23 protein-coding genes are annotated in these 25,221 nt (G+C 62.6%); 10 read left to right on the forward strand and 13 right to left on the reverse strand.

What is annotated here, in order from left to right:
* The 9 genes from NKJ75_RS30870 to NKJ75_RS30910 form a co-directional block, all read right to left on the reverse strand.
* Positions 1-556: pilus assembly protein TadG-related protein (locus NKJ75_RS30870; RefSeq protein WP_352500607.1), on the reverse strand; the 556-nt coding region annotated here is incomplete at its 3' end.
* A gap of 381 nt (positions 557-937) precedes the next feature.
* Positions 938-1,924, reverse strand: a complete 987-nt coding sequence (locus NKJ75_RS30875; protein ID WP_023727273.1) for a methyltransferase — start codon at positions 1,922-1,924, stop codon at positions 938-940.
* Between the two features lie 237 nt (positions 1,925-2,161).
* A complete protein-coding gene (gene chrA, locus NKJ75_RS30880; protein ID WP_352500608.1) occupies positions 2,162-3,547 on the reverse strand; it encodes a chromate efflux transporter in 1,386 nt (461 codons plus the stop codon).
* Positions 3,544-4,362, reverse strand: coding sequence for a chromate resistance protein ChrB domain-containing protein (locus NKJ75_RS30885; protein ID WP_023806560.1), 819 nt, complete (start codon positions 4,360-4,362; stop codon positions 3,544-3,546). Before NKJ75_RS30885 ends, chrA begins: the two co-directional genes overlap by 4 nt.
* Positions 4,363-4,506: 144 nt before the next feature.
* The gene (locus NKJ75_RS30890; RefSeq protein ID WP_023831991.1) at positions 4,507-5,220 is read right to left on the reverse strand and encodes a nickel/cobalt transporter; all 714 of its coding nucleotides are present in this window, start codon (positions 5,218-5,220) and stop codon (positions 4,507-4,509) included.
* A 39-nt stretch (positions 5,221-5,259) separates the two neighbouring features.
* Positions 5,260-6,297, reverse strand: coding sequence for a cation diffusion facilitator family transporter (locus tag NKJ75_RS30895; RefSeq protein ID WP_023806558.1), 1,038 nt, complete (start codon positions 6,295-6,297; stop codon positions 5,260-5,262).
* Entirely contained in the window at positions 6,294-6,560 is a 267-nt protein-coding gene (locus tag NKJ75_RS30900) for a metal-sensing transcriptional repressor (RefSeq protein WP_023806557.1), read from the reverse strand. Before NKJ75_RS30900 ends, NKJ75_RS30895 begins: the two co-directional genes overlap by 4 nt.
* A gap of 75 nt (positions 6,561-6,635) precedes the next feature.
* A complete protein-coding gene (locus NKJ75_RS30905; RefSeq protein ID WP_023806556.1) occupies positions 6,636-7,424 on the reverse strand; it encodes a 3-hydroxybutyrate dehydrogenase in 789 nt (262 codons plus the stop codon).
* A gap of 347 nt (positions 7,425-7,771) precedes the next feature.
* Positions 7,772-8,308, reverse strand: coding sequence for a TetR/AcrR family transcriptional regulator (locus tag NKJ75_RS30910; RefSeq protein ID WP_023693712.1), 537 nt, complete (start codon positions 8,306-8,308; stop codon positions 7,772-7,774).
* 149 nt (positions 8,309-8,457) lie between these two features.
* Here NKJ75_RS30910 and NKJ75_RS30915 point away from each other — a divergent pair, with 149 nt between their 5' ends.
* Together NKJ75_RS30915 and NKJ75_RS30920 are read left to right on the forward strand one after the other, a co-directional pair.
* On the forward strand, positions 8,458-9,762 hold the full coding sequence (locus NKJ75_RS30915; RefSeq protein ID WP_023670058.1) for an efflux RND transporter periplasmic adaptor subunit: 1,305 nt from the start codon (positions 8,458-8,460) through the stop codon (positions 9,760-9,762).
* Positions 9,759-12,842, forward strand: a complete 3,084-nt coding sequence (locus NKJ75_RS30920; RefSeq protein ID WP_023696405.1) for an efflux RND transporter permease subunit — start codon at positions 9,759-9,761, stop codon at positions 12,840-12,842. The genes NKJ75_RS30915 and NKJ75_RS30920 overlap by 4 nt, the downstream gene beginning before the upstream one ends.
* 165 nt (positions 12,843-13,007) lie before the next feature.
* Here the strand turns inward: NKJ75_RS30920 and NKJ75_RS30925 are convergent, their stop codons facing one another.
* On the reverse strand, positions 13,008-13,469 hold the full coding sequence (locus NKJ75_RS30925; RefSeq protein ID WP_023670060.1) for a L,D-transpeptidase: 462 nt from the start codon (positions 13,467-13,469) through the stop codon (positions 13,008-13,010).
* A 330-nt stretch (positions 13,470-13,799) separates the two neighbouring features.
* Here NKJ75_RS30925 and NKJ75_RS30930 point away from each other — a divergent pair, with 330 nt between their 5' ends.
* Positions 13,800-14,132: a hypothetical protein gene (locus NKJ75_RS30930; protein WP_023670061.1), complete on the forward strand. Its 333-nt coding sequence runs from the start codon at positions 13,800-13,802 to the stop codon at positions 14,130-14,132.
* A gap of 32 nt (positions 14,133-14,164) precedes the next feature.
* Positions 14,165-14,335 (forward strand): hypothetical protein, encoded by a 171-nt coding sequence (locus NKJ75_RS30935; RefSeq protein ID WP_023670062.1) that lies wholly within the window; start codon positions 14,165-14,167, stop codon positions 14,333-14,335.
* A gap of 71 nt (positions 14,336-14,406) precedes the next feature.
* On the opposite strand, the gene NKJ75_RS30940 is transcribed toward NKJ75_RS30935, so the two are convergent.
* Positions 14,407-15,111, reverse strand: coding sequence for a response regulator transcription factor (locus tag NKJ75_RS30940; RefSeq protein ID WP_023670063.1), 705 nt, complete (start codon positions 15,109-15,111; stop codon positions 14,407-14,409).
* Positions 15,112-15,205: 94 nt separating this feature from the next.
* Between NKJ75_RS30940 and NKJ75_RS30945 the strand changes: the two genes are divergently transcribed.
* The gene (locus NKJ75_RS30945; RefSeq protein ID WP_023670064.1) at positions 15,206-15,934 is read left to right on the forward strand and encodes a response regulator; all 729 of its coding nucleotides are present in this window, start codon (positions 15,206-15,208) and stop codon (positions 15,932-15,934) included.
* A 222-nt stretch (positions 15,935-16,156) separates the two neighbouring features.
* Positions 16,157-18,247: a hybrid sensor histidine kinase/response regulator gene (locus NKJ75_RS30950; protein ID WP_023670065.1), complete on the forward strand. Its 2,091-nt coding sequence runs from the start codon at positions 16,157-16,159 to the stop codon at positions 18,245-18,247.
* Between the two features lie 235 nt (positions 18,248-18,482).
* Here NKJ75_RS30950 and NKJ75_RS30955 read toward each other — a convergent pair whose 3' ends face one another.
* Complete coding sequence (locus NKJ75_RS30955; protein WP_352500609.1) at positions 18,483-18,863, reverse strand: hypothetical protein; 381 nt, start codon at positions 18,861-18,863, stop codon at positions 18,483-18,485.
* Positions 18,864-19,366: 503 nt separating this feature from the next.
* On the opposite strand from NKJ75_RS30955, the gene NKJ75_RS30960 reads away from it, so the two are divergent.
* Positions 19,367-20,569, forward strand: a complete 1,203-nt coding sequence (locus NKJ75_RS30960; RefSeq protein WP_023696407.1) for an aromatic ring-hydroxylating oxygenase subunit alpha — start codon at positions 19,367-19,369, stop codon at positions 20,567-20,569.
* A gap of 15 nt (positions 20,570-20,584) precedes the next feature.
* Here NKJ75_RS30960 and NKJ75_RS30965 read toward each other — a convergent pair whose 3' ends face one another.
* The gene (locus NKJ75_RS30965) at positions 20,585-21,997 is read right to left on the reverse strand and encodes an aminotransferase (protein WP_352500610.1); all 1,413 of its coding nucleotides are present in this window, start codon (positions 21,995-21,997) and stop codon (positions 20,585-20,587) included.
* 292 nt (positions 21,998-22,289) lie between these two features.
* Here NKJ75_RS30965 and NKJ75_RS30970 point away from each other — a divergent pair, with 292 nt between their 5' ends.
* From NKJ75_RS30970 to NKJ75_RS30980, 3 genes are all read left to right on the forward strand, one after another.
* A complete protein-coding gene (locus NKJ75_RS30970; protein ID WP_023701363.1) occupies positions 22,290-23,207 on the forward strand; it encodes an ABC transporter permease in 918 nt (305 codons plus the stop codon).
* Complete coding sequence (locus tag NKJ75_RS30975) at positions 23,204-24,028, forward strand: ABC transporter permease (RefSeq protein ID WP_023670071.1); 825 nt, start codon at positions 23,204-23,206, stop codon at positions 24,026-24,028. Before NKJ75_RS30970 ends, NKJ75_RS30975 begins: the two co-directional genes overlap by 4 nt.
* A gap of 91 nt (positions 24,029-24,119) precedes the next feature.
* Positions 24,120-25,193 carry an ABC transporter ATP-binding protein gene (locus NKJ75_RS30980; protein WP_023696411.1) on the forward strand — a complete coding sequence of 358 codons (1,074 nt, stop codon included), beginning with the start codon at positions 24,120-24,122 and terminating at the stop codon, positions 25,191-25,193.
* Positions 25,194-25,221 lie beyond the last annotated feature (28 nt).

Genomic DNA, 25,221 nt, shown 5'->3' on the forward strand with positions numbered 1-25,221 from the left:
GCACCGCCGAGCCCTGCGTCTTTATGGCGTCCGAGGCAATCGAGTCCGACATGACCGAACAGCCGGTGAGGTTGACGGTGGTGTTACCGGAAAAGAGCGCAGCCTGGGAGGCCGACGGACTGAGCGCCAGCACGCAAGCTTTGGAGGCGTCATTGATCAGCGCCACCGCCCTTGCCTGTTCGGCAACGGGCGCCTGGTTGAAAATCGCCGTGAAGTAGCGGTCGAGGTTCTGCTTGACGATGACCTCCACTGCCTTCTTCGCGGTGTTCGGGCCGGACAATGGCGGCGTGTTGACCTGGATCGTGCCCGGCGTGGCAAAATTGTTCGAGGTCGCGGACTGCGTGGCGGCGGCGATGATGGTCGGGTTATCGGAACCCGCGACTTTCTCGAGCGCGCCGGCATAGGCCGCGGCATCGGCAACGGCCTGCAGCTTAAGGCTGCTGTAATACCAGAAGGATGTCTCCACACCGAGGCCGGCGCCGCCAACCACGACCGGCAAGGTGAAGGCAACGATGACGGCAACGTTACCGTTCGTGGCGCGCCTTAGGCGGCTCAAAGCAAACCAAATCCGGGTGAACGCGTTGGATGCCATATGTATTAGAAACCACGAATAGATAAACGAATGTCTAAAAACTCCATTCCGATTCGACGTAGTCGAACGGGCTAGTCTAGGCGCAAGTTGCAGCGACCGCGCAACATCCTGTCGGAGGTTCCGCCCCAATCGACGAATGCGAAATATGCCGCTATCCCGAACTTTGTTGTCGACCAAGTGACATTTAAATGCCCCCTCTGCGAAGAAGCTATCGAGAAGACAGGGGACACCGCGCTGCCCGGTAAGGGGAAAGATCGGCTCACGCCGCCTCAGGAACTTTGTGCAATCCGTCCGGGGCTGGCTCTGAGGGCCACACACGCCCGAAACCAACCACTCCAGCCACGATCAGTCCGTGAGGCGCCCACGAAACAACGTGGTGCCGTCGGTCAGCTGCGACCTGGAGATATCCCGGAACCCAGCCCCGGCCATCCACCCGCGATACTGACCTTCCGTGTACGATTCGCCTGCGCGGTAAAGATTCAGGAAGGTGAGATTGAGAAAGACACCCTCAGGCGGGCCGAGACGGTCGTCATCGACGACACCCCACCCCGCAATTGCGATCTCGCCTCCTTGGGTGAGGCAACGCGCCGCGTTCAGGATCGAACTGCGCGCCTGGTCCGGCGGCAGGACCTGGACGACAGCCTTCAGGATTGCCAAGTCATGCCGGCCGGTCGATGGAGCGACCGTTATGTCGCCTTCTTCGACAACCACATCGCCGGCACCGTATTCCGACAGGATCGCTGGTGCGACCGCTGCGACCGTCGGGAGTTCCATCAAAGTCGCCGCAATATGCGGCCATCGCTCGCGAAGTCCGACCAGAATGGTCCCGGCGCCGCCGCCGATGTCGATCACCGAACTGACCGCCGAGAAGTCCAGTTCACGGGCGAGATTTCGGCCGAAAATCACCCCTCCCGGTGCGAGCATGCGGCTGAAGGCCGCTGCGGATTCTGGCCCCGCTTCGGAAAAGTCGTGCAGCGCGGCCGGCCGATTCTGCCGCAGCGACTCTGCGGTCAAAAGGTCGGCTCCCCAGAGTTCGCGCAGCAGCACATGATCGCCGCCGCGATAGGTCGGCTTGGACGCGTCAAGAAACTCCGACGCTTCGGCTCCGTTGCGAAACTGACCATCCTCGACGTCGAGGAGACCGATGCTGGCGAGCGCGTAGAGGAGCCGCGACAGACGAGCGGGCTCGACTTTGAGCGCTGCCCCAAGGCTGTCGGCAGTCGCAGCATCGCCGCCGAGCCAGGTGAAGATGCCAAGGTCCAGCCCGGCACGAAGCGCCAAGGCGGGGGGCACCCCTGCGATCAGCTTGTCGATCCGATCGGAATCCACCATGTCATATCCCGTTGTGCGATCCAGGATCGACTTTGAACAGCTCGGCCAACCTCGTCAAATCAGTTCGCCAGCGCGCCGCTCTCCGCGTCGAGCAGGTTCAGCTTGGCGGTATCGGGTTCGACGTAAAGCGTATCTCCGGGGCCAGCGCTGATCCTACCAGCGCCCGCGACCGTTGTGCGCCGGCCCGGCATACCTCAAAAATCCGGCTGTGATAATGGCTGGTCGCGCCTTCGGACGCTACGCAGGCAAGGCCAGCAGCGCCAGTCCGGCCAGCGCCGAGCCGGCCAATGTCGGCAGCATGCCGATCCTCAGTTTCAGCATGGCGACCATGGCGGCCGCCGCCAGCAGCGCGGCGCGCCAATCCAGCGACGACAGCACCGGTAGCTCCATCCCAAGACCAAAACGGTGCAACGCGCCGAAGACGACATGCAGTGCGAACCACAGCGCAAGGTTCATCACCACGCCGACCACAGCCGCCGTGATCGCACTCAGCGCCGCCGACAGCGCCTTGTTGCCGCGCAGCGCCTCGATGTAGGGGGCACCCAGAAAGATCCAGAAGAAGCACGGCACGAACGTCACCCAGAGCGTCAGCAATGCGCCGAGCGATCCGGCCACAAGCGGTCCCATCGCACCGGCGTGACGATAGGCGGCGACGAAGCCGACGAACTGCAGCACCAGGATCAATGGTCCCGGCGTCGTCTCGGCCAGACCAAGCCCATCGACCATTTCACCCGGCGCCAGCCAGCCGAACGAGGTCACCGCTGCCTGCGCGACATAGGAGAGCGCAGCGTAGGCGCCGCCGAATGTGACCACCGCCATCAGGCTGAAGAAGCCGCCAAGCTGTGCCCAAACACTGGCAGGGCCGGTCAGCGCCAGGATCAGTACGACCGGCCCGAGCCAGATCGGCAGCCAGATCGCGATGGTGCGCGGCGCGTGCCATTTCGTCGGCTTGGTGTGAGCGAGGTCGCCGCGTTCGAACATGACGTCGACGGCGCCCCTGACATCGGGCAAATTGTCCTTGCCGCGTGCGGCTCCGGAAAAACGCGCCGGTGCCAAGCGGTTGCCGATCCAGCCGGTCAGCCCTGCAACCAGGATGATCAGCGGAAACGGCAGCCTGACGACATAGATGGCAAGGAACGCGGCCACCGCGATCGCCATCATCACCCGGTTCTTGACCGCCCGTTTGCCGATGCGGAGGACCGCCTCGACGACGACGGCCAGCACCGCCGCCTTGATGCCGAAGAACAGCGCCTCGATGACGGGCGCATCATTGTAAAGCACGTAGAAGACGCTGAGGCCCAGCATGACAAGCGCACCGGGCAGCACGAACAGGATGCCGGCAACGAGGCCGCCGGCGGTTCGGTGCAGCAGCCAGCCGATATAGATCGCCAGTTGCTGCGCCTCGGGGCCGGGCAAAAGCATGCAGTAGTTGAGCGCATGCAGGAACCGCTGCTCGCCGATCCAGCGGCGCTCCTCGACCAGTTCCTTGTGCATCAGCGCGATCTGGCCGGCCGGCCCGCCGAAGGAGAGCAGGCCGATCCTGGCCCACAGTTTCGCGGCTTGGCGAAAGGTTGGCGTGGCTGGTGCAGCGAGCGGACTGTCGTCGGCGGCAAAAGCGTTCATGTCGCTTTGCCCCCGCTCGGCCAGTTGTGGGTTTCGTCGGTGGCATCGCGGCACCACCTGAAAAACGCGTCATAGAGCAACATGCCTGCCTCAAGCTGTTCGAGATCGTCGCGAAACATCCGTGACAGGCCGAGCGATGCCGCGAGGAACCCTGCCGCCTGCGGTATCAGATCGAGGCGCGCCGTGTCGGCTGCACGCACGATCAAAGCAAGACGATCGAGCGCCTCGGACCGCAACTCGAACTCCTCGATCATGGTGTCGAAGGTGCAGCGCTCGCCGCGATGGCTCCAGAACACATCGTCGATGTCGAAGGGGATCGCAGCGAAACGATCGGCGGCAGCCAGCACTTCGGCCGGTTCGACGAACAGGAACACCGCCGAAGGATCGATGAAACGACGGATCAGCCAGGGGCAGGCGATGCGATCGACCTTGGGGCGCGCGCGCGTCACCCAGACCGTGCGGCCCTTATCGTCGCGGCGCGGTATCTTGTCGGCCTTGACCAGAAGTCCCTTTGCCGCCAGCCAGGCCTCGAAGCCGCCTTCGAGCGATTCAGCTGTGACACCGTCATGGCGCAGCCATGCAGCGACGCCTTGCGAAAGCTTCTGCCCTCTCTGGCAAATAACGATCACATGAGCTCCGGTGAACTCGGCCGCCCAGGTAGAGACGGTCTTGAAATCGCGCCGGCATGAGGCCGGCAGCAGCCGCGGATCGGTATCATAGTCCTCGTCGATGCGGACATCGACAAGAACAGGTGCGTCGGGCAGGCCGATAATCCGGGAAAGTTGCGCTACGGTGATTGCGGTTGTTGACGGCATGGCGTCCACCTCCAGAAGTGAGAGTTTGGACGCGATCTTTGGGCTGGCGCCTCACGGGGTCGTCGCGAAGGAACCCCTTGCCATGATGCTGGATCGATCCTTCGTGCTTGTCAATCCATAACCTAGCTGTTCGTTTCAACGTCCTCAGCGCGCAGAAATTTGCCAAACAGCCACTCCAGCCAGAATGAAGCCGGCGATACCTTCGATGCTTCTGGATATTATGTCGAACAAGCGTGGCCGGCTGTCGAAAAAATGCACCAGCCGTTCCCGAAACAGGATTGACAGTACCGCCACGCTGGACAGCGTCAGGGCCACGCCGATCATCATGGTGGTTGCGAACAGAATGCCGGCAACCGGAACGCCTCTGGATATCGCGAAGGTCATAACGAAAAGCGTCAGCGGGCATGGGATCAGGCCGGCCATGATCCCAACGGCTTCGCCCTCGTGCTTATGATAGTGGCCGTGGCTCATTGCGCGCCACAACATCCAGACGCCAATCAGGCCAAGCAACCCACGGCTGATGTCTTCCAGCAGAGGCGCTCGGCCAACGCTTCCCAAGGCAATCGATACCAGTGGTAACGAGAACGCCGCGATCAGCACCGCGATCGTCACATGCGTGAAGGAAAGCGTTATCGACACCAGGAGACCGCGCGAAACCTTCGCGTCCGAACCGGCCAGATACGTGGCCAGGACGGCTTTGCTATGTCCAGGCGTCAGGGCATGCGCCGCACCAAACAGCACGCCCATCGGCAGAAAGGCAAGGAACGCCAGCCAGCCACCGCCAGCCGAGAGCAGTTTTATCTGATCGGCGAGCGCCAGGTAGATCGTGCGCTGGAATTCGACGAGCGTCTGGAGCATCAGCCTAGACTAGCAGACGCGGTTGGTTTTCTGCGCACGTCAGTGTTGGTTTTGGTGTTCGCCATGATTGTGGTCGTGAGGGTGTGGATGCTCGTGCGCGCCATATTCGCTCGAAAAACGGATGTTGGCAGCGGCGAGGGCCGGCATGTGTTCGAACAATTCATTCTCCAGCGCCGCCGTGATCTTGTTTGCCTCCGAGAGCGGCAAGGTTTCGTCTGCGGCGATGGCGATGTCGGCGTGCAACTTGTGGCCGATCCAGCGGGCCTTGGCATCGATGATGTGAGCACCCGGCACGTGCTCGCCAGCATGATGAATTTCGGCCATCACACCCGGCTCGACGCCGTCGAGCATACGGGTGAGCACTGAGCGCGCCGATTGCCAGACGATACCGAAAATGGCGACCGTGATGAGAAGCCCGATGATCGGGTCGGCCAGCGGAAATCCGAGCCACACGCCGATGGCGCCGATGACCACGGCAAGGCTCGTGAGACCGTCGGTGCGGGCATGGTAGCCGTCAGCGACGAGCGCCGCGCTGTTGATTTCCCTGCCGACACGGATGCGAAACACCGCGACGGCCTCATTGCCGAGGAAGCCGACGATGCCCGCCGTCGTCAGCCAACCGAGATGCGTCACTGCCTGCAGATGGATTAGGCGCTCGATAGCCTGGTACCCGGCGACGATGGCGCTGAACAGAATGATCAGCACGATAATGATACCGGCAAGGTCTTCGACCCGACCGAGCCCGTAGGTGAAGGTTGACGACGGCTTGCGCCTCGCCAGCATAAAGGCGACCCACAAGGGAATGGCAGTGGTTGCGTCTCCAATATTGTGAATGGTGTCGGCAAGAAGGGCTACGCTTCCCGAGAGAACCACCACGACCATCTGCATTGCTGCGGTGACCGCCAGGATGACAAAGGACCACTTTATAGCCCAGATGCCTCGATCGGTCGTCGCGATGGTTGCATCGATGACGCCGTGTGTATGGCCATGCGGACCGTGGTGGTCATGATCGTGGCCAGAATGATCATGCGAACCGAAACCGAACCAGTCGAGAGTGCGCCTGCCGAGACCGCTCATAGATACTTGGCCAGCTGCTTGAGTTCAGTCAGCGAGTCGTGCGCTCCGCCCTCGGCGGTGTCGGTCAGGCAATGTTCGATATGATCGTGGATCAGTTCGCGCTTGGCGCTGCTTATGGCGCTTTCCACGGCATGGAGTTGCTGTGCGAGGTCAACACAGGAACGATGAGCTTCGAACATGGAGAGCACTGCCGCAAGGTGGCCTTGCGCGCGCTTTAGACGCTTCACGATAGCGGGATGCGACCGATGCGTATTGTCTGTCATGCGAGTCGACTATCCTCCCCGGGGGGATGAGTCAATCTGCAGTCTGTGGTGGCGAGTTGATCTCGGGGACCGCGCCTACTGCGCCGTCCAGCCGCCATCCATCGGCAAAGTCGTGCCGGTAATCTGCCTGGCCGAGTCCGAGCACAGAAACAGCGTCAGCGCGGCGAGCTCCTCCACGGTGACGAATTGCTTCGTCGGCTGTGCCGCCAGGAGCACGTCGCGCTTGACCTGTTCCTCGGTCATGCCGCGCGCCTTCATCGTGTCGGGGATCTGCCTTTCGACCAGTGACGTCCAGACATAGCCGGGCGCGATGGCGTTGACGGTGATGCCGTCCTGCGCGACTTCCAGCGCTACCGTCTTGGTCAGACCCGCTATGCCGTGCTTGGCCGAGACGTAAGCCGACTTGAACGGCGAGGCGACCAGTGCATGCGCCGACGCGGTGTTGATGATGCGGCCCCATTTGCGCGCCTTCATGCCGGGCACCACGGCCTTGATCGCGTAAAAGGCGGCAAGCAGATTGATGCGGATGATGGCTTCCCACTTGTCGTCGGGAAACTCCTCGATTGGCGCGACATGCTGTATCCCGGCATTGTTGACCAGAATGTCGAGGCTGCCCAAGGCCTGCTCGGCTTCGCGCACCATGGCGGTCACCGCTGCGCCGTCCATCATGTTGGCGCCGGAGTAGCGGCACTGGACGCCGAAATCCTTCTCGATGCCGGCGCGCTCCTGTTCGATCGCCGCGGCTTCGCCAAGGCCGTTGATCGTGACGTTGGCGCCCTCGGCGGCAAGGGCGCGGGCAATGGCCAGGCCAATGCCGCTGGTCGATCCGGTGACGAGCGCATTCTTCGAAGAAAGGGAACCCATGGAGATCTCGCGACTGTTGGGAGGGACTACAAAGGCACATAGTTTGTGCGCCGCAACATGACAACGCCATAACCATATGTCGGCGCTGTTACAGCACTAAAACGCGCTTTGCCGGCCTCGCCGAGCGCCGTCTCAAGGCTGACACGTCAAGGCTGACACGGCAGTGTTATGGTGCGGCGCAACATAGTCGGCCGCGCATTCGCGCAGTCATTCCTGAACCATTGATCCAACGAATCAGGGGGCTGTAGCTTGAAATCGCCGATGTCGTGATGCGTGCCTATGCCATGCCGCTCACCAACCGTCCTTTCCGCCCGGCCCGTATCGCTTCTTCGATCCGACGCCTTGAGCTATCCCGCAATCTCCAGCAGGGCCGATACCAGCAAGCGGCGTTCGTCGGCGGAAAGCACGTCGGAATCGAAGAGGTTCATGCTGCGCAGCCCTTCGATGGCCAGAAAGCAGACCAGCAGCGTCTTCAGGTCCGGCGTCTCGCTCTTCAGCCGCTGCAGCAGCTGCGACTTGAAGGCTTTTATCGGCGTCAGGAAATCCGGATCCTCGGCGATCGCCGAGAATATCCACGAAGCCGTCGGCTTCGGCTCCTCGCAATCATCCGCCGAGAGCCGGATATAGGTGGCGAGCAGGCTCTCGCCGCTGGCGCCGGCGACACGGCCCGATTCCAGCGCCAGTTCGAAGGCGCGCAGGTAATTCTCCACCAGGCCCTGCATCAGTTTGGCCTTGGTCGGAAAGTTATATAACAGGCCGCCTTTCGACACGCCGGCGCGGCTGGCGACGGCGTCAAGCGACAGGCTGCCGGGACCGGTCTCGCGTGCGACATCGGCGGCGGCGGCGAGTATCTTGTCGCGCGAATTTGCCCTTTGGGTCTTCATCGATCCCTTCCCCCGCACCAGCCTAGGCGGAATTGACAAGACCGTCCAGACGGTACAGTAAGTTCGCCGTCATTTGTAATCGGGACCTGGCGTCGATAAGTGTCCCGCTATTCGGCTATTTTGCCGGACATCGGCCGAGGGGACAGTTCGTGAAGCGCTTCATCTCTATCACCGCAATTCTGCTTCTGCTCGCTCTGGTGTGCGTCGGCGTTGTCGGCTTCAACCTGTTCCGCGACAACGCTATCAAACAGTATTTCGCCACCATGAAGCCGCCGGCGACGACCGTGTCGACGGTTGTCGTCAAGCCTTCCGACTGGACGCCGGGGGTCGAGGCGATCGGCACGGTACGCGCCGTGCGCGGTGTCGACCTTACCGTCGAGACCAGCGGCATCGTCAAGGACATCCTTTTCCATGCCAACCAGAAGGTGCCGGTCGATTCGGTCCTGCTGCAGCTCGACGATGCCGTCGAACGCGCGGATCTGGTCGCGGCCAAGGCGCAGTCCGTGTCCGACAAGACGGCGCTCGAACGCGCGCTGGAGCTGCAGCGGCGCGGCGTCGGAACGGATGCCACGCTCGACACCGCTCAAGCCGCTGCATCGGCCTCCGCCGCGCAGGTCAACAAGCTGCAGGCCGTGCTCGATCAGAAGCAGCTGACGGCGCCGTTCGCCGGCACCGTGGGCATCCCCAAGATCGACCTCGGCCAATATCTCTCGCCCGGCAACGCAGTGGTGACCTTGCAGGATCTGGACACCATGCGGGTCGATTTCTCGGTACCCGAACAGCAGCTGCCGCTGCTCAAGATAGGCCAGGCGGTGCGGCTCGGCCTCGGCGGCACCGGCGGCGGCGCCGACATGCCGTTTGCCGGCTCCATTCGCGGCATCGATCCCAAGATCGACGCTTCAAGCCGCCTGGTGTCCGTCCGCGGCGAGGTCGCCAACCCTGACGGCAAGCTGACGCCCGGCCAGTTCGTCCAGGTTCGCGTCGAGCTGCCGCAGGAGAAAAACATTCTGTCCTTGCCGCAGACGGCATTGACGTCGAGCCTCTATGGCGACTTCGTCTTCGTCGTCGTTCCGGCGAAGCCGGCGGAAGGCGCCCCAGCCGCGAAACCCGAGGAAAAGCCTGCCGCGGGGGCCGACGCAGCAAAGCCGGCGGCAGATGCAAAGCCGGCAGACGCGAAACCGGCTGCCGAAGACGCCGCGGCGAAGCCCGCGGACAAGCCGGCTGTCGACCCCGCGAAGCCCGCGGCAGAACCGGAAAAGCCGGCGCTCGTGCTGTCGCAGGTGTTCGTGAAGCCCGGCCGCCGCAACGACGGCATGGTCGAGATCATCGAGGGCATCAAGGCCGGTGACGAGGTCGTCACCGCCGGTCAGAACCGTCTCTTCAACGGCATGTCCGTCGCTGTCGACAACACCATTGACCCCAGCAAGTCGGCGAACCAGCAGGCTCAGCAATGAACTTTTCCGACATCTTCATTCGCCGGCCGGTCCTCTCCACCGTCCTCGCCTGCATGATCCTGCTCCTGGGTTTCCAGGGCATCTTCAACCTGTCGATCCGGCAGTATCCCAAGGTTGACGAGACGGCGATCACCATCACCACCGCCTATCCCGGCGCCAGCGCCGACCTGATCCAGGGCTTTATCTCCGCCCCGATCGCGCGGGCCGTCGCCTCGACCGAGAACATCGACTACGTCACCTCGTCCAGCCGGCCGTCTTCGAGCACTGTGGTCGTCCAGATGAAGCTCGGCTCCAATCCGGATGTCGCGCTCACCGAGGTCCTGTCGAAGGTGCAGGGCGTACGCGGCACCTTGCCGGATGCATCCAAGGACCCGGTCATCGTCAAGGGCACCGGCCAAGAGTTCGCGATGATGTACATCTCGATGCAGAATCCGAACATGAGCAAGGAGCAGCTCACCGAATATATCGAGCGCGTCGTGCGGCCCCGCATGTCGACGGTCGAAGGTGTCGCCGACGTGCAGATCTTCGGCGCCGAGGAATATTCGATGCGGGTCTGGATCGACCCGGTCAAGCTTGCTGCGCGTGGCGTCACCGCCGCCGAAGTGCTGGCGGCGATCAACAACTCCAACTTCCTGTCGGCGCCCGGCAACACCGAGAACGAATATGTCGTCTCCTCGATCACGGTTCGCTCGACGCTGCAGACGCCTGAGGCCTTTGCCGAGCTTCCGCTGCGCTCGACGGACGGCCAGGTGGTGCGCTTGCGCGACGTGGCGCGAGTCGAGCTTGCCGCCGAGAGCACCGACACGAGGGTGAGCTTCAATGGCAAGCCCGGCACCTTCCTCGCCATTTTCCCGACGCCGGCCGCCAACCCGCTGACAACGGCGGAGGCGATCCACAAGATCGTGCCTTTGATTCAAGAGACGCTGCCGAAAGGCATGACCATCGAAATCGTCTACGATTCCACCGAACAGATCAGCGCCTCGATCGATGAAGTGTTCAAGACCATCGCCGAAGCCGTCGCCATCGTCGTCGTGGTCATCCTGTTGTTCCTCGGCTCATTCCGCTCGGTGATGATGCCGATCGTGACCATCCCGCTGTCGCTGGTCGGCGTCTGCTTCCTTTTGTTTGCGGTCGGCTATTCGATCAACCTTCTGTCGCTGCTGGCCATGGTGCTGGCCATCGGCCTTGTCGTCGACGACGCTATCGTGGTGGTGGAGAACATTCATCGCCACATGGAGGAGGACCACATGTCGCCGATGCAGGCGGCCTTCAACGGCATGCGCGAGATTTTCTCCGCCATCGTGGCCATGACCATCACGCTCGCCGCCGTGTTCGCGCCGCTGGCCTTCACCGGCGGCCTGACCGGCGCGCTGTTCCGCGAGTTCGCGGTGACGCTCGCCGGTTCGGTGGTGCTGTCCGGCCTCATAGCCGTCACCATCACGCCGATGATGGCGGCGCGTCTGCTCAAGGCGGGATCGCACAGTCGCTTCCAGCGCGTCGTCGACGGAACCTTCAGCCGTGTCGAGCATGTCTATGAGCGGGCGGTCACCGCCTCCTTGAGAAATCGACCGGTGACGCTGCTGATGGTCGTGGCGCTGGTTGCGCTCACCGGCTTCATGTTCACCAAGACCTCGAGCGAACTGGCGCCGGAAGAGGACCAGGGCTTCCTCTTGTCTATCGTGACGGCACCGCGCTACGCGACCTCGGACTACACCGAGACCTACGTCAACCAGATCCTCGGCCTGGTGAAGGACATTCCCGAAACCAGGGCGCAATTCTCCGCCGTTGCCTTTGGCGGCGCCACCAACGGCGCCTTTGTCGGCTTCGCCTTCAAGGATTGGGCCGAGCGCCAGCGCAACTCAAAGGAGCTTCAAGCCGATATCCAGGGACGCCTCGGCAAGGTGGCCGGCGTCGAGGCCTTCGTCTTCGCGCCGCCGACGCTGCCGGGCTCCGGCGGCGGCCTGCCGATCTCCATGGTGGTGCGCTCGACCGGTGGTTCCGCCGAGGTCTACGAGGCGGCCGAGCAGATTAAGAACAAGGCGCAGGCCTCCGGCCGCTTCATCGTCGTGCAAAACTCGATGTCCTTTGACGCTCCGCAGGTGACGGTGACCATCGACCGCGACCGCGCGGCGGCTCTCAACCTGCCGATCGCCGACATCGGCCAGACGCTGACGCTGCTGGTCGGCGGCGCCGAAGTGGCTCAGTTCGACCGCGACTCCAACAGCTACGACATCATCCCGCAGGTGCCGAAGGAATTCCGCGACAATCCCGAGAAGCTCGGCGAATATTTCGTGCGTAGCGTGACCGGCGAAATGGTGCCGCTTTCAGCGGTGGTGAAGATTTCGACCAACGCCGCGCCGGCCGCGATCGAGCAGTTCAACCAGCTGAACTCGGCGACGATATCAGCGCTGCCGCTTCCCGGCGTCACCACGGGCGACGGGCTGCAGACCCTGGAGAACCTTGCCAAGGAGAGCCTGCCCGATACCTTCTTCATCGATTATTCCGGCCAGTCCCGGCAGGAGAAGGAGCAGGGCAACACGATCCTTATCGCGTTCGCAGCCGCCGTAATCGTCATCTATCTGGTGCTGGCGGCGCAGTTCGAAAGCTTCCGCGACCCGCTGATCATCATGATGGCGGTGCCACTGTCGATCTTTGGCGCCATCGTGCCGCTCAATCTGGGGCTTGGAACGCTCAATATCTACACGCAGGTCGGCCTGATCACACTGATAGGTCTGATCACCAAGCATGGCATTCTTCTGGTCGAGTTCGCCAACCAGCAGCGCGAGCTGCATGGCATGAGGCGGCGCGATGCGATCGTCGCCTCGGCCAAGGTGCGCTTGCGGCCGATCCTGATGACGACAGCGGCGATGGCGCTCGGCGTCGTGCCGCTGATCGTGTCCAGTGGTGCTGGTGCGGCGGCGCGCTATTCGATGGGCCTCGTGATCTTCACCGGCATCCTGGTCGGAACCATGTTCACCCTGTTCGTGGTGCCGATGTTCTACACCTTCATCGCCAGCAAGGACCTGCCGCACCACGCCGAAAAGCCAGACCCGAAGCTGATGCCGGTGCACGCGGACTGAGCGCGAACGGCGTCAGCGAACAAACGAAAAGAGGCCGGAAATTTCCGGCCTCTTTTTTTGACTGGATTGATTTACCGCGAAGCCCCGATGGAGCTCCAAGGCGGGAACTTGCGGTGCGGCATGACCTGTCCGGCTGCGCTGCACCATCGCTCCAAACGCAGTCTGCTACTTGACGATGACGATGCTGGTGTTGGTCGGGCCGAAGGTTTCGACCAACTGGTAGAAGTCGGCGGCATTGTCGGGATGCAGCCGCACGCAGCCATGCGACGCCGGCCGTCCCAGCCGCTTGATGGCGTTGGTCGCATGCACGGCGTAGCCGCCGCTGAAGAAGACCGAATGCGGCATCGGCGCGTTGTCGTATTTCTTCGAATGCCACATCTCGTGCATGCGAGTCGGCTTGAACGAGCCGGTCGGCGTGACATGCGCACTGTCGCCGGTCGAGACCTTCCAGGCGAAAGTCGGCCTGCCATCGACCAGCACTTCCATGGTCTGCTGCGACAGCGAAACACGCGCGACGATCTGGTTTGCCGCGGCATGGGCGGTGCTGTTGGCGGCGCCAAGCAGAAGCGCGGCGCCGCCGGCTGCGGCGGTGACATTGATGAGTTTGGCGGAAATGGCTTTGTACATGATGGCTCCCCTTTGCCGGTCGTGCCGGCGTCAATTCGGTGGCCGCCTTATCCCCGCGCCATGTTTCAGACTGACTTCGCTGAGGCTCGTTTGTGTATCGAATCTGTTTCCTCTGGTTAACAAGCAAGGTGGACAAGGGAAGCGTGCTCCGCCTGTGCTGCGCATTCCCGATCACGACCGGGCCGCCAAACGAAAGTGCTGATCTCTTTATATGAAAGAAGTTTGGCTTCGCTCGAAACCGACTTGCAACAAAGCGCGGCCTGGGCGGCATGATCTGGTTACAGGCTCGCGGCACAGTCATCCCAACGAGAACAGCCGGCGCCAACGAAAATGAGCATCAAATCGACCACCCTGTCCTGGCTCTTCAGGATAAGCATCGCCGCATTTGTCGTCGGCGGCATCGGCACAGTAGCCGGCACCCCGATGACGAAACTGGCGGTGATGAATTCGGGTGAGATTTCGACGCTGCATGCCGCGCTGTTCATAGCCTTGGTCTGGATTGTCTCCAGTCTGCGCATCAACCGTCTCAGGGCCCTCTGGCGGGTCGGCCTCGGGTTGAAGTGGATGCGCGGCCCCTCCGGCAACTTGCTGCCGAGAGGACCGAAGGCCCGCGTCGCAACGGGGGGCTCCGTGGGCGACGCGGGCACTTCGGGTTTATCCTGAAGCACCCGCGGTTCTGATTTTTGGGGACACCGATGAAGACGAAATCTGCAGCCTCCGTGCTTTCGGTACTGCTCTATGCACAAGGCCTGCTCGGCTTTGCCGGTCTCGCCACGGTTCTCCTGAAGGACCGCGCGCATGCCGCCAGCGAAATCGTAGTCGCCAGCGAATTGCCGTCGGGACCATCGCTTCTGGTGGTGCGCTGACGCCTATGCATGGCGCCCGAGATTGCGCAGCTTTTTTGGGCGAGCCGAGGAACAATCCAGCCTCCCGACCCTCAGTCGGCGCGCTGCGTCGGCGGGTCGAACCGGTAGCCTGCGCCGCGTATAGTTGTGATGGTTTCGGTGTCGAGCTTGCGGCGCAGCCGCACGATGCGCGAATCGATCGAGCGGTCGAAGGCATCGGCATTTTCGGCGGGCGCCGCCGCAATGATGTCGTCGCGCGTCAGCACCTTGCGCGGGCTGGCCAGAAACAGCCTGAGCAGCGCCACCTGGCCCGGCGACAGCTGTTCTTCCGTACCCGAACGGTGCATGACGATGGCCGACCGCAAATCGACGGTGGCATTTTCCAGCACGATCAGTTCCTGGGCGGACCTGCCGCGCCGCGTCAGCAGGCCGCCGATGCGCGCGGCAAGCTCCCTGACATTGAGCGGACTTTCGACGACATCTGCGGCGCCAAGCTCGAGCGCCAGCACCTTGTCGACCAGATCGGCCGGCCGGCAGATCAGGATGAAATCCGGCCCCGCCTTCCCGTCCGCGCTCTGGCCGCCGCCATAACGCCTGAGCAGGTCCCGCCCTTCCGCCTGGCTGAGGCTGTCGCCGACGATGACGATATCGATGCCTCCGGCCGAAAGCAGGGATTCAGCTTCCCAGGGCTGCCGCGCCTCGCGCACGTCATGGCCGCGCCGGTCGAGATGATCGGCAAGATCGCCGGCCACCACATCGGCGACGGAAACCAGCGCGATGACGGATCGTGCAGCCATGTTTTTCTTCCCGTTCCCCCGCAACCGGATATGAGTGCTGGACATCATGTTTATACCCAATCTACTTTCCGCTGAAAGCGGGAGCGAGGCCATAGTGCGGGCACGGATTGTCATCGTCGAGGACGAGCCCGATCTCCGGGACGCGGTCGCCGAGTATCTCGGCGCCAACGGCTACGATGTGACCCAGGCCGGAAGCGCGGCCGAGGCGCGCGCCTTGCTGGAGACGGAATCGTTTCATTTGGCCATTCTCGACATCGCCATGCCGGGCGAGGACGGACTGTCGCTCGGCCGCTGGCTGCGCTCGAAAATACCGGTCGGCATCATCTATGCCACGGCTGCCGGCACCGCACTCGACCGCATTGTCGGGCTGGAGCTTGGCGCCGACGACTACATCGTCAAGCCCTACGAGTTGCGTGAGGTGCTGGCTCGTGTGCGCAGCGTGCTGCGCCGCGTTCCGCAGCCGAGCCCGCCCCAGGCGGCGAAGACACAAGCCGATGGCGGCCGCCGCCTGACCTTCGGCCCGTTCCAGGCCGACCTCGACGGCAGGCTTGTCACCGGCGCCAACGGCGCCGTCATCGACATGGCCAAGAGCGAGTTCGATGTGCTGGAGGTTTTCCTGACCCGCGCCAACCGGCTGTTGACGCGATCGGCGATCTCCGAGGCGATTGGTTTTGTTGAGGATCCTGAATCGTCGCGCGCCGTCGACATTCGCATCATGCGGCTGCGCAAGAAGATCGAAACCGATCCGGCCAATCCGAAATTTTTGCGCACAGTGCGCGGCGAAGGCTATATCTTCTCGCTGCCGACCGGTGACGGGCACTAGAGCAATTACAGGAAAGGTGTACGCGGTTTTCCGCCCGGAATTGCGTAAAAACAAAGAGATAGAGGCTTCTCCGTTTCCGTGAAACGGTGAAACGCTCTAGCAATTCCAGGAACAGTGCGTAGCGATTTCCGTTCGGGATTGCATTGAAACATGGAGCGTTTCACCTTTTTCGTGAAATGCTCCATAGCTGCCTAATTCGACGGCCCTTTACTGATGGCTGACATGACCGCTGAACCAGCACCACGTATGGACCCGCAAGGCGCTCGCCAGAGCGCCGCGATGGCGGCTGTGCGCGTCGTCCGCCGGTTGCGCGATGCCGGCGACTGGCAGCGCGAGATGGAAACCATCCTCGAAACGCTCTGCAGCGCCATGAATTGCCAGCGCGGCATCCTGTTCAGGCTGCGCGAATTGCCCGGCCAGGGCTTCGCCCAATCGGTCGCCGCCTACTGGATCGATCCTCGCTTCGGCGGCGAACTGGCTTCGCCGACGGTGATCATGCAGTCGATCGTCGATACCGATCCGCTGCTGGAGCGGATTGGAGAGGACGAGCGGCAAGGCAAGATCTTCGCCGGCCATACGCGCGATCTCGACGGGTTCCTCAGGGCCGATTTCGAAAAGCAGCACATCAAGTCGTTCCTGTCGGTATCGGTGTTCGCGCACGGTCATCTGTGGGGCACGTTCGCGGTCAATGACTGCCTAAACGAGCGCGAATGGACCGAAGAGGAAGAGGCGACGATGCACATCATCGCGCTCGCCATCGGCGACGCCATCGAGCACTCGCCGTCCGACGCCCATGCCAGCGAAGTCATCCGCCGCACCATGCTGCAGGCGTCGCTCGACGCCATCATCGTCATCGACGAGACCGGCTCGATCATCGAATTCAATCCGGCCGCCGAAAAGATGTTCGGCTATCAGCGCAGCGACATCCTCGGCAAGGACCTGCTCGATACCGTGGTGCCGGAATATTACCGCAAGGGCTATGTCTCGGGCGCCGAATACATGTCTGGCCGCGGCGCGCCGATGGTTGGCCAACGGCTTGAGACCGTGACACAGAATGCGGCCGGCGAGGTGTTTCCCATCGAATTGACGGCGACCGAGATGCGGGTGGCTGACCGTCAGCTCATCTTCGGTTCGATCCGCGATCTGCGCGATAAGCTGCGCGCCGAAGAAGAGATCAACCGCCAGCGCGAAAAACTGCACCAGAACGAGAAGATGGCGGCGATGGGTTCACTGCTGGCCGGTGTTTCGCACGAGCTCAACAACCCGCTCGCCGTGGTCGTTGCGCAGTCGACGCTGCTGCATGAATTCGCCACCGACCCGCAGACCAAGGTTCGCGCCGAGAAAGTGCGCGCCGCTGCCGAGCGCTGCGGCCGCATCGTCAAAAGCTTCCTGTCGATGGTGCGCCTGCATCCGGCGGCGCAGGCCGAGACCGATCTCAACCAGGTGATCCGCGCCGCACTCGAAGTAACCGCCTATGGCGCACGCTCGAGCGGCATCATCATCGACACCGATTTCGCGCCCGGCCCGCTGCTGGCGATGGCCGATGCCGACCACGTCACGCAGGTGGCCGCCAATTTCCTGATCAACAGCCAACACGCTCTGGCCGGTATCGGCGGCGACCGCCTGATCAAGGTGCGGACATTCCGCAGCGATCGCGGCAACCCCGGGTTTTCGGTCGAGGACAACGGACCGGGCATTCCCGAGGCGATCCGCAGCCGCATCTTCGAATCCTATTTCACCACCAAGCCGGTCGGCGTCGGCACCGGCATCGGCCTGTCGATCTCGAAATCGATCGTCGAGCGCCACAACGGCAATATCTGGTTCGAGGAGGTGCTGCCGCGTGGCGCGCGCTTCGTCGTCCAGCTGCCGGTAATCACCGGCGGCGCGGCAGCAGCCGGCGACAGCCCGGCTCGTTCCAGCGGCTTGCGCCATGCGCTGATCATCGACGACGAACCCGACGTCGCCGGCTCCCTCTCCGACATCCTGGAACTGATGGGTATCAAGTCGCGGGTCGTGCCGGCCTGGACGTCGGCGGCGGCGACCTTGACCGGCCACATGCCGCCAGACATCGTCTTTTCCGACTTGCGCATGCCCGGCACCAGCGGCATTGCCATCTACCGCGAATTGCTCGCCGACAACCTGGCGCTGGCCAAACGCTTCGTGTTGGTAACCGGCGACCTGATCGGCGCCAAGGCCGAGATCGAAGCCTTGCCGGCGCCGCAGCGCCCGCAAATCCTGGAAAAGCCGTTCTCGACGCTGGACGTCCGCGGCGTACTCTCGGCAATAGCCGACCAGGTCGCCGCCGCCGGCTAAGTTTTCCGAAGCACCCACGTAGGGTCTATCGAGATTCGGGTCAGGCCGAGTAGAGAATGGTGGTTCCCGAGAACCGGAGCGGAGCGTACTTGAAGTACGCGAGCACCGGAAGCGCAGGGAACCTCCATGCGCAGGCCGGCCTCACCCGAGTATCGATAGGCCCTAAAAAAGAGGCTCCCGACCGAGGGAAGCGGCGGGAGCCAAGAACGAGCGCGGGAGGAAGCGCTCGGGAGGTTCAGAAAACGTTGGGTGTCGTGGTCAGCGGCGCTGCGTTGGCGATCATGCGGACGGAACGCGCCTTGTGCACGCCGGACTGGGCGGCGATGACGCGCAGGCACTCCGCGCTCTCGGCGCCCCAGGCCTGGCCCTGGCAGGCAAAATCGATTTCCGGCTCCGGCAGCCGGGCGGTCTTGATGGTGGTCGGCGCGCCCTGGACGACATTGGCCGGCGGGTTGAGCGAAGCAAAAGCCGGACCGGAAGCCGGTGTCAGGAACATGACGGCCAGAGCGCAGGCGCCCAGCATGGAGAACATCGCAACCGGATGGTCGCTGGCGCGCTGACGCAGTGCCAGTTTGGCGCGTCGTTCGTCGCTGGTGATCTCGACTTTCGTATGCATTGCTGCTTCCCTTCGTTTTCTTATGAAACGAACCTAAGCGCGCCTGGTAACGGGCGAATGATGCGCTTGGCTTGCCCGCGTAACAGGTTTGAAACAAGAAATTCGGGCATATCCGGACAGATCCGGTCATGTGCCGACGGCAAGATGCGTTTGCGAAGCTGTTTCATGCGGGCAATCAAATGTTGACGACAGGCGGGCCGCGAACGCACCAAGCCCGCTTCCTGTCGGCCGCACTATGAACAAGCTCACACTGCGGATCGAATTTGCGGACGCCAGGTATTTTCGTCTCGGAGCGGGCCGTGTTTTCAAGCTCGGCACGGCCAAATCCGCATGCCGGACAGCTATTTCACGCCCCCGGTTAACGCCCGGATATTCCGGGATTTTCTGGCTTTCAGCTGGTCCTGTTGTGCCGACTTGAAAAGTTGAGATTTCTACAAGCCATTGCATTTCAATGTAAAATATGGTTTTATTGAATGAGTATTCAATAAAAGAAGAGCTTTTTTATGAACCCGCATCTCCGTGACGTGGCGATCCCCAATGATTGGGACCGGCGGGGTCTGCCGGGCTGGAGTTATCACTCCGACGCGCTTCTCGAACTTGAGAAGGAATACGTCTTCCGCAACCATTGGCAGATCGCCGGCCATGTCTGCGACGTGCCGAATGCCGGCGACTATCTGACTATGGACGTGGTCGGCGAGCGGGCGCTCATCGTGCGCGGCAAGGACGGCGTCGTGCGCGCCTTCAACAACATGTGCCGGCATCGCGGCAGCCGCGTCGTCGCCGACAGCCAGGGCACCTGCAAGAACGCGCTGGTCTGCCCGTTCCATGGCTGGGTCTACAATCTCGACGGCACGCTGCGCGGCGCCGCCCGGCCGCGCTCCTTCCCCGAGCTCGACAAGACCGAATTCGGCCTGATGCCGCTCGACCTTGAGATATGGATGGGCTTCATCTTTGTCCGCTTTCGCAAGGGCGGCCCGCAGCCTTCGGTGGCCGAACTGTTGAAGCCGATCGAGGCCGAGATGGCACACTACAACGTGGCCGAGATGGTGCCGTCCTGGGGCATCTGGACACAGAAAACGCCGGTCAACTGGAAGTCGGTGCGCGACGTCGACAATGAAGGCTACCACGTCGCCATGGCGCATCCGGCGCTGCAGGATCTCTACGGCTCGACCTATTTCGACGAGCCGTTCATCAACGGCGTGTCGCGCTCGTTTGCCACCTACAATCCGCATGCCGGCCGGCGCTGGAGCGTGCGCGAATACATCAAGCTCACGCCCGATGCCTCACACCTGCCGGAGCATCTGCGCAGGGCCTGGATCTATTACGGCATCTTCCCCAACAACGCGCTGTCGATCATGCCGGAATCGGTGCAGTTCTATCAGGAGTTCCCGCTGTCGACCGGCGAGACGCTGCTGCGCGGCGCCATCTACCGCTACCCCGACGAGACCCGGGAACAGGCGGCCGCCCGCTATCTCGCCTACCGCATCGACCGCGATACCATGAACGAGGACGTGCAGCTTTCCGTGTGGTCGAACGAGTCCATGATCTCGGAGGCCTTCGAGGGTTTTTATCTCTCCGACCTCGAATACGGTGTGCGCACCCACCACGACCATCTGCGCAAGCAGATCCCGGTGCTGGGCTTGGAGACGGCGCCGGAGGAGAAGGACATGTGGAACCTCAATGAGGCTATGCGCTCGCAGGTGTAGGGGCGGAACTGCCAGTCACCCCTGCCACACGCCCTCTTTGCGCAGATCATCCATGGTCCGCGAAATGCCTTCGCGCAGGATCGCCACCATGTCGTCGATCTGCTCTCGCGTGATGATCAGCGGCGGCGACATCACGCACATGTTGATCAGCGGCCGGACCAGGAGGCCGAGTTCGTGGCAATGCGCGTCGATGCGCTTGCCGACATCCTTGTCGAGCTGCAGCGGATCCTTGCTTTCGCGGTCGGCTACGCACTCGACGCAGCCCATCAGGCCCATGCCGCGGACTTCGCCAACCAGCGGCAGTTCCTCCAGCGTCTTCAACTGCGCCTGGAAATAGGGCGCGACATCGCGCGTGTGGGCCAGCACGCTGTCTTCCAGGATATCGAGGTTCTTCAGCGCCACCGCGCAGCCGATGGGATGACTGGTATAGGTCAGGCCATGGCCGAACATCGCATCGGGATGGTTGGAACGGCGCATTTCCTGAAGCAGCCGCTCCGAGATGGTGACGCCGCCAAGCGGGAAATAGCCTGATGTAACGCCCTTCGCGAAGGTGATCATGTCGGGGTCGATACCGAACACGTCGCCGGAGGCAAAGACATGGCCGAGCCGCCCGAAGCCGGTCACCACCTCATCGGAGATATAGAGGATGTCGTTGTCCCTGCAGATTTCGCGAATGCGCTTGAGATAGCCATCCGGCGGCACGACGACGCCGCCGGATGCCTGCACCGGTTCGCCGACGAAAGCTCCGATCTTCTCTGCGCCGACGCGGGCGACCGTATCGCGAAACTGATCGACCAGGAAATCGCAGAAGGCGGCGATGTCAATGCCTTTCTGCCGCCGGAACGGGTCTGGCGAGGACAGTTTGACGACCAGATCGTCGGCGCCGTCCATCCAGTCGCGGTCGCGCGGCCGGCCGTTGAGCGAGGCCGACAGATAGGTCGAGCCGTGATAGGCGCCGCCGCGGCTGAGGATCAGCTTCTTTTCCGGCCGCCCGCGCACATTGTTGTAGAACTGCATGAAGCGCAGTGCCGTCTCGACAGCCGACGATCCGCCGGTGGTGAAGAAAGTATGGCTGAGATCGCCCGGCGCATGATCGGCGAGGCGCTTGGCGAGCTCGGCCGACGGCGCATTCATCGTATACCAGGGCGTGTTGTAGGACAGCATCATCGCCTGGTCGTACATCACCCTGGCCAGCTCCTCGCGGCGGTGGCCGACATTGATGCACCACATGCCGGCCGGCCCGTCGATCAGTCGCTTGCCTGTTACATCGGTGATGTAGATGCCATCGCCCTCGCCAATCAGCGCACGCGCTTCATTGCCGACCGAGCCGGCATAAGGCCAGGGCTGGATGAGATGGCGCTTGGCCAGCTCGACCGCATCGCCACCGTCAGCCATTTCCATCGCTCTTAGGTCTCTTGCAGCCGCCATCATTGCCTCGCATCGTCTGAGCGTAATTTCACCGGACACAAAGCGAAGCGCCAAGGGCAGGAAAGCCGGCTTTCTTCACTTCATTTTGAATGTTCGTTCAATCAATATTACAGAAATAGCGCTTGATTTCAATGCACGGATGCGCTCATGATGAAAGAAAGCCGGCAAGCTTGGAGCGCAACCAGCAAAGCGCGCTCCGCAAAAATTGGGAACAGGCAGCCGGCCCGGTCAATGGAAGCATCATGGCGGAACAGTTCGAGCCAGCAACCGAGATCACGCCCGGGTCGCTGCAATGACGGTAGCTGCCGAAGGGGTGCCCACGCGACGCATGACGCGAGCAAGGCGAAACGCCCTTCTGCAGTCCGAATCCGTCCAGGGCCTTGCCCTGATCAGCCCGACCTTGGTCTACGCTTTGATCCTGCTGCTGGTGCCGATCCTGGTGGTCTTCGCCCACTCCTTCTGGACGCAGAACTACCTCACCATCGACCATACATTCACGCTGGAGAATTATCGCATCGCGCTGACCGAGCCGATCTACCGCGATCTTCTGTGGCGCTCGCTCTACATTTCCCTGACGGTGAGCTTTTTCACCGTCATCCTCGCCTATCCGATCGCCTATTTCATCTCGTTCCATGGCGGTCGCCACAAGAGCCTGTGGCTGTTCCTGATTACCATCCCGTTCTGGACCAGCTATCTCCTGCGCGTGATGTCATGGAAAGTCATCCTCGGCTATAATGGCGTGCTGAATTCCGGCCTGATGGGCCTCGGCATCATCGACGAACCATCGACCGCGCTACTCTACAATTCCAGCGCCGTCATCATCACGCTCACACACGCCTGGGCGGCCTTCGCCATCCTGCCGATCTTCGTTTCGCTCGAGAAGGTCGACCGCACCTTGGTCGAGGCTGCCACCGATCTTGGCGACGGCCCGCTGCGCTCCTTCCTGCGCGTGACGCTGCCGCTGTCGGCGCCGGGCGTCATCTCGGCCGCTCTCATCGTCATGATCCCCACCGTCGGCGACTACGTCACCCCAAGGCTGGTCGGCGGCAAGGATGGCGTGATGATCGCCAATGCCATCGAGTCGCAGTTCCATAAGGCCTCCAACTGGCCACTCGGCGCGGCATTGTCCGTGACCACCATGCTGGTCGTGACGCTGATGGCGGGCGCCACCGTGCTCATCATCCGCGCGCTGCAGAGGCTGGCGCGATGACGGCGAGGCGGCGCCTTTTTCCCGGCGGCTGGCTGTCCGCCTACGCCTTCCTCTACGTCGTCTTTCTCTATCTGCCGGTGATCTTCCTGCCGATCTTCTCGATCAACACCGCGCCGACGCCAAAATTTCCTCTCACCGGCTATACGCTGAAATGGTACCAAGACCTGCCGAAGACGCCGGCGCTGCTTGACGCCGCCTGGAACAGCCTGATCGTCGGTATCTCGGCATCGGTGCTGGCGACGCTGCTCGGCATCCTCGCCGCCCGCTCGATCACCCGCTACCGCTATCCCGGCCGCCGCACAATCAATGGCCTGATCATGGCGCCGCTGGTGCTGCCGGAAATCATCCTCGCCATCTCCATGCTGCTGGTCATGCTGCAACTGGGCTTAAGCCTTTCGCTGTTCACCGTCGTACTCGGCCATGTCCTGATCTGCATTCCCTATTCGATGACGGTGCTGACCGCCGGTTTCGAAGGCTTCGACCGCAGCCTCGAAGAAGCCTCCGCCGATCTCGGCGAGAGTGCCTTCGGCACCTTCCGGCGGGTGACGCTGCCGATGGTGGCGCCGGCGATCATTTCCAGCCTCCTGGTCTGCTTCACCATCTCGCTCGACGAGTTCGTCATCGCTTTCTTCCTGACCGGCACCGAGACGACGCTGCCGATCTATATCTGGGGCCAGTTGCGCTTTGCCGCCAAGCTGCCGGGTGTGTTGGCGCTGGGCACGCTGCTGCTGGTTGCCTCTTTCGTTTTGATGACCGTTGCCGAGATCCTGCGCCGCCATGCGGCCAGACGCACCCAGAGCGAGGGAGGCCTCTATGCCTGAGCAGTCCCGGGCCGAACGGCCTCAGGATGAGCCATCCAAGCAAGATAAGTCCGAGCGGGCCCAATCTGATCGACCCCAAACCGACAGAGCAATGATCGAAATCCGCAGCGTTACCCGCAGCTATGGGGCGTTCAAGGCGCTCGACGACGCCTCGCTGACCATCAAGGAGGGCGAATTCTTTTCGCTGCTCGGCCCTTCCGGCTGCGGCAAGACCACGCTGCTGCGCATGATTGCCGGTTTCGACAACCCGACCAGCGGCTCGATCTCGGTCGGCGGCCAGTCGATGGAAGGCATCCCCGCCAACCGCCGGCCGACCAACATGGTATTCCAGAGTTATGCCATCTTCCCGCATCTCAATGTCGAGCAGAATGTCGCCTATGGGCTGAAACGGCTCAGGCTGGGAGGAACGGAAGAAAAGCGCCGCGTCGAGGAAGCGCTGGCGCAGGTGTCGCTCACCGGCCTCGGCAAACGCCTCGCCACCGAGCTTTCCGGCGGCCAGCGCCAGCGCGTGGCGCTCGCCCGCGCCTTGGTGATGCGGCCCAAGGTGCTGCTGCTCGACGAGCCGCTGTCGGCTCTCGACAAGAAATTGCGCGAGCAGATGCAGGTCGAACTGCGCCGCCTGCAGCAGGCGGTCGGCATCACCTTCGTGCTGGTCACCCATGACCAGTATGAGGCGCTCGCTATGTCCGACCGCATCGCCGTAATGTTCGGCGGCAAGATCGCCCAGGTCGCCTCGCCCAAGGAAATCTACCAGCGGCCGGTCAACCGCCAGGTCGCCGATTTCCTCGGCGGCATGAATTTCGTAAAAGCGCAGATCGTCGAGGAGAGCAGCGCCTCGCTGGTCGTCGACACGCTGGGCTTCGGCCGGGTCAGGACCGACAAGCCGAAGGCCTTCGTGCGCAATGGCGGCGGCGCCACGCTGGGCATCAGGCCGGAGCGATTGCGCGTGCTGTGGGACAACGCGACGGCGAAATTCGAAGTGGCCGGCAAGGTGGTCGAACGCCACTATTTTGGCGAGATCACCCATCTCATCGTCGAGATACCCGGATTGGAAAAGCCACTGTCGGTCACCGAGACCAACGACTTCGGCGCCGACGATATCCCCGTCGGCACTTCGATCCGCCTCGGCTACGATCCGGAGGCCTTGGTGGCAATGGCGGACTGAGCATGATCCCGAAAAGTGGAAACCGGTT

Origin of the sequence: Mesorhizobium sp. M0058, from assembly GCF_040323095.1 — a bacterium.
GTDB lineage: Bacteria > Pseudomonadota > Alphaproteobacteria > Rhizobiales > Rhizobiaceae > Mesorhizobium.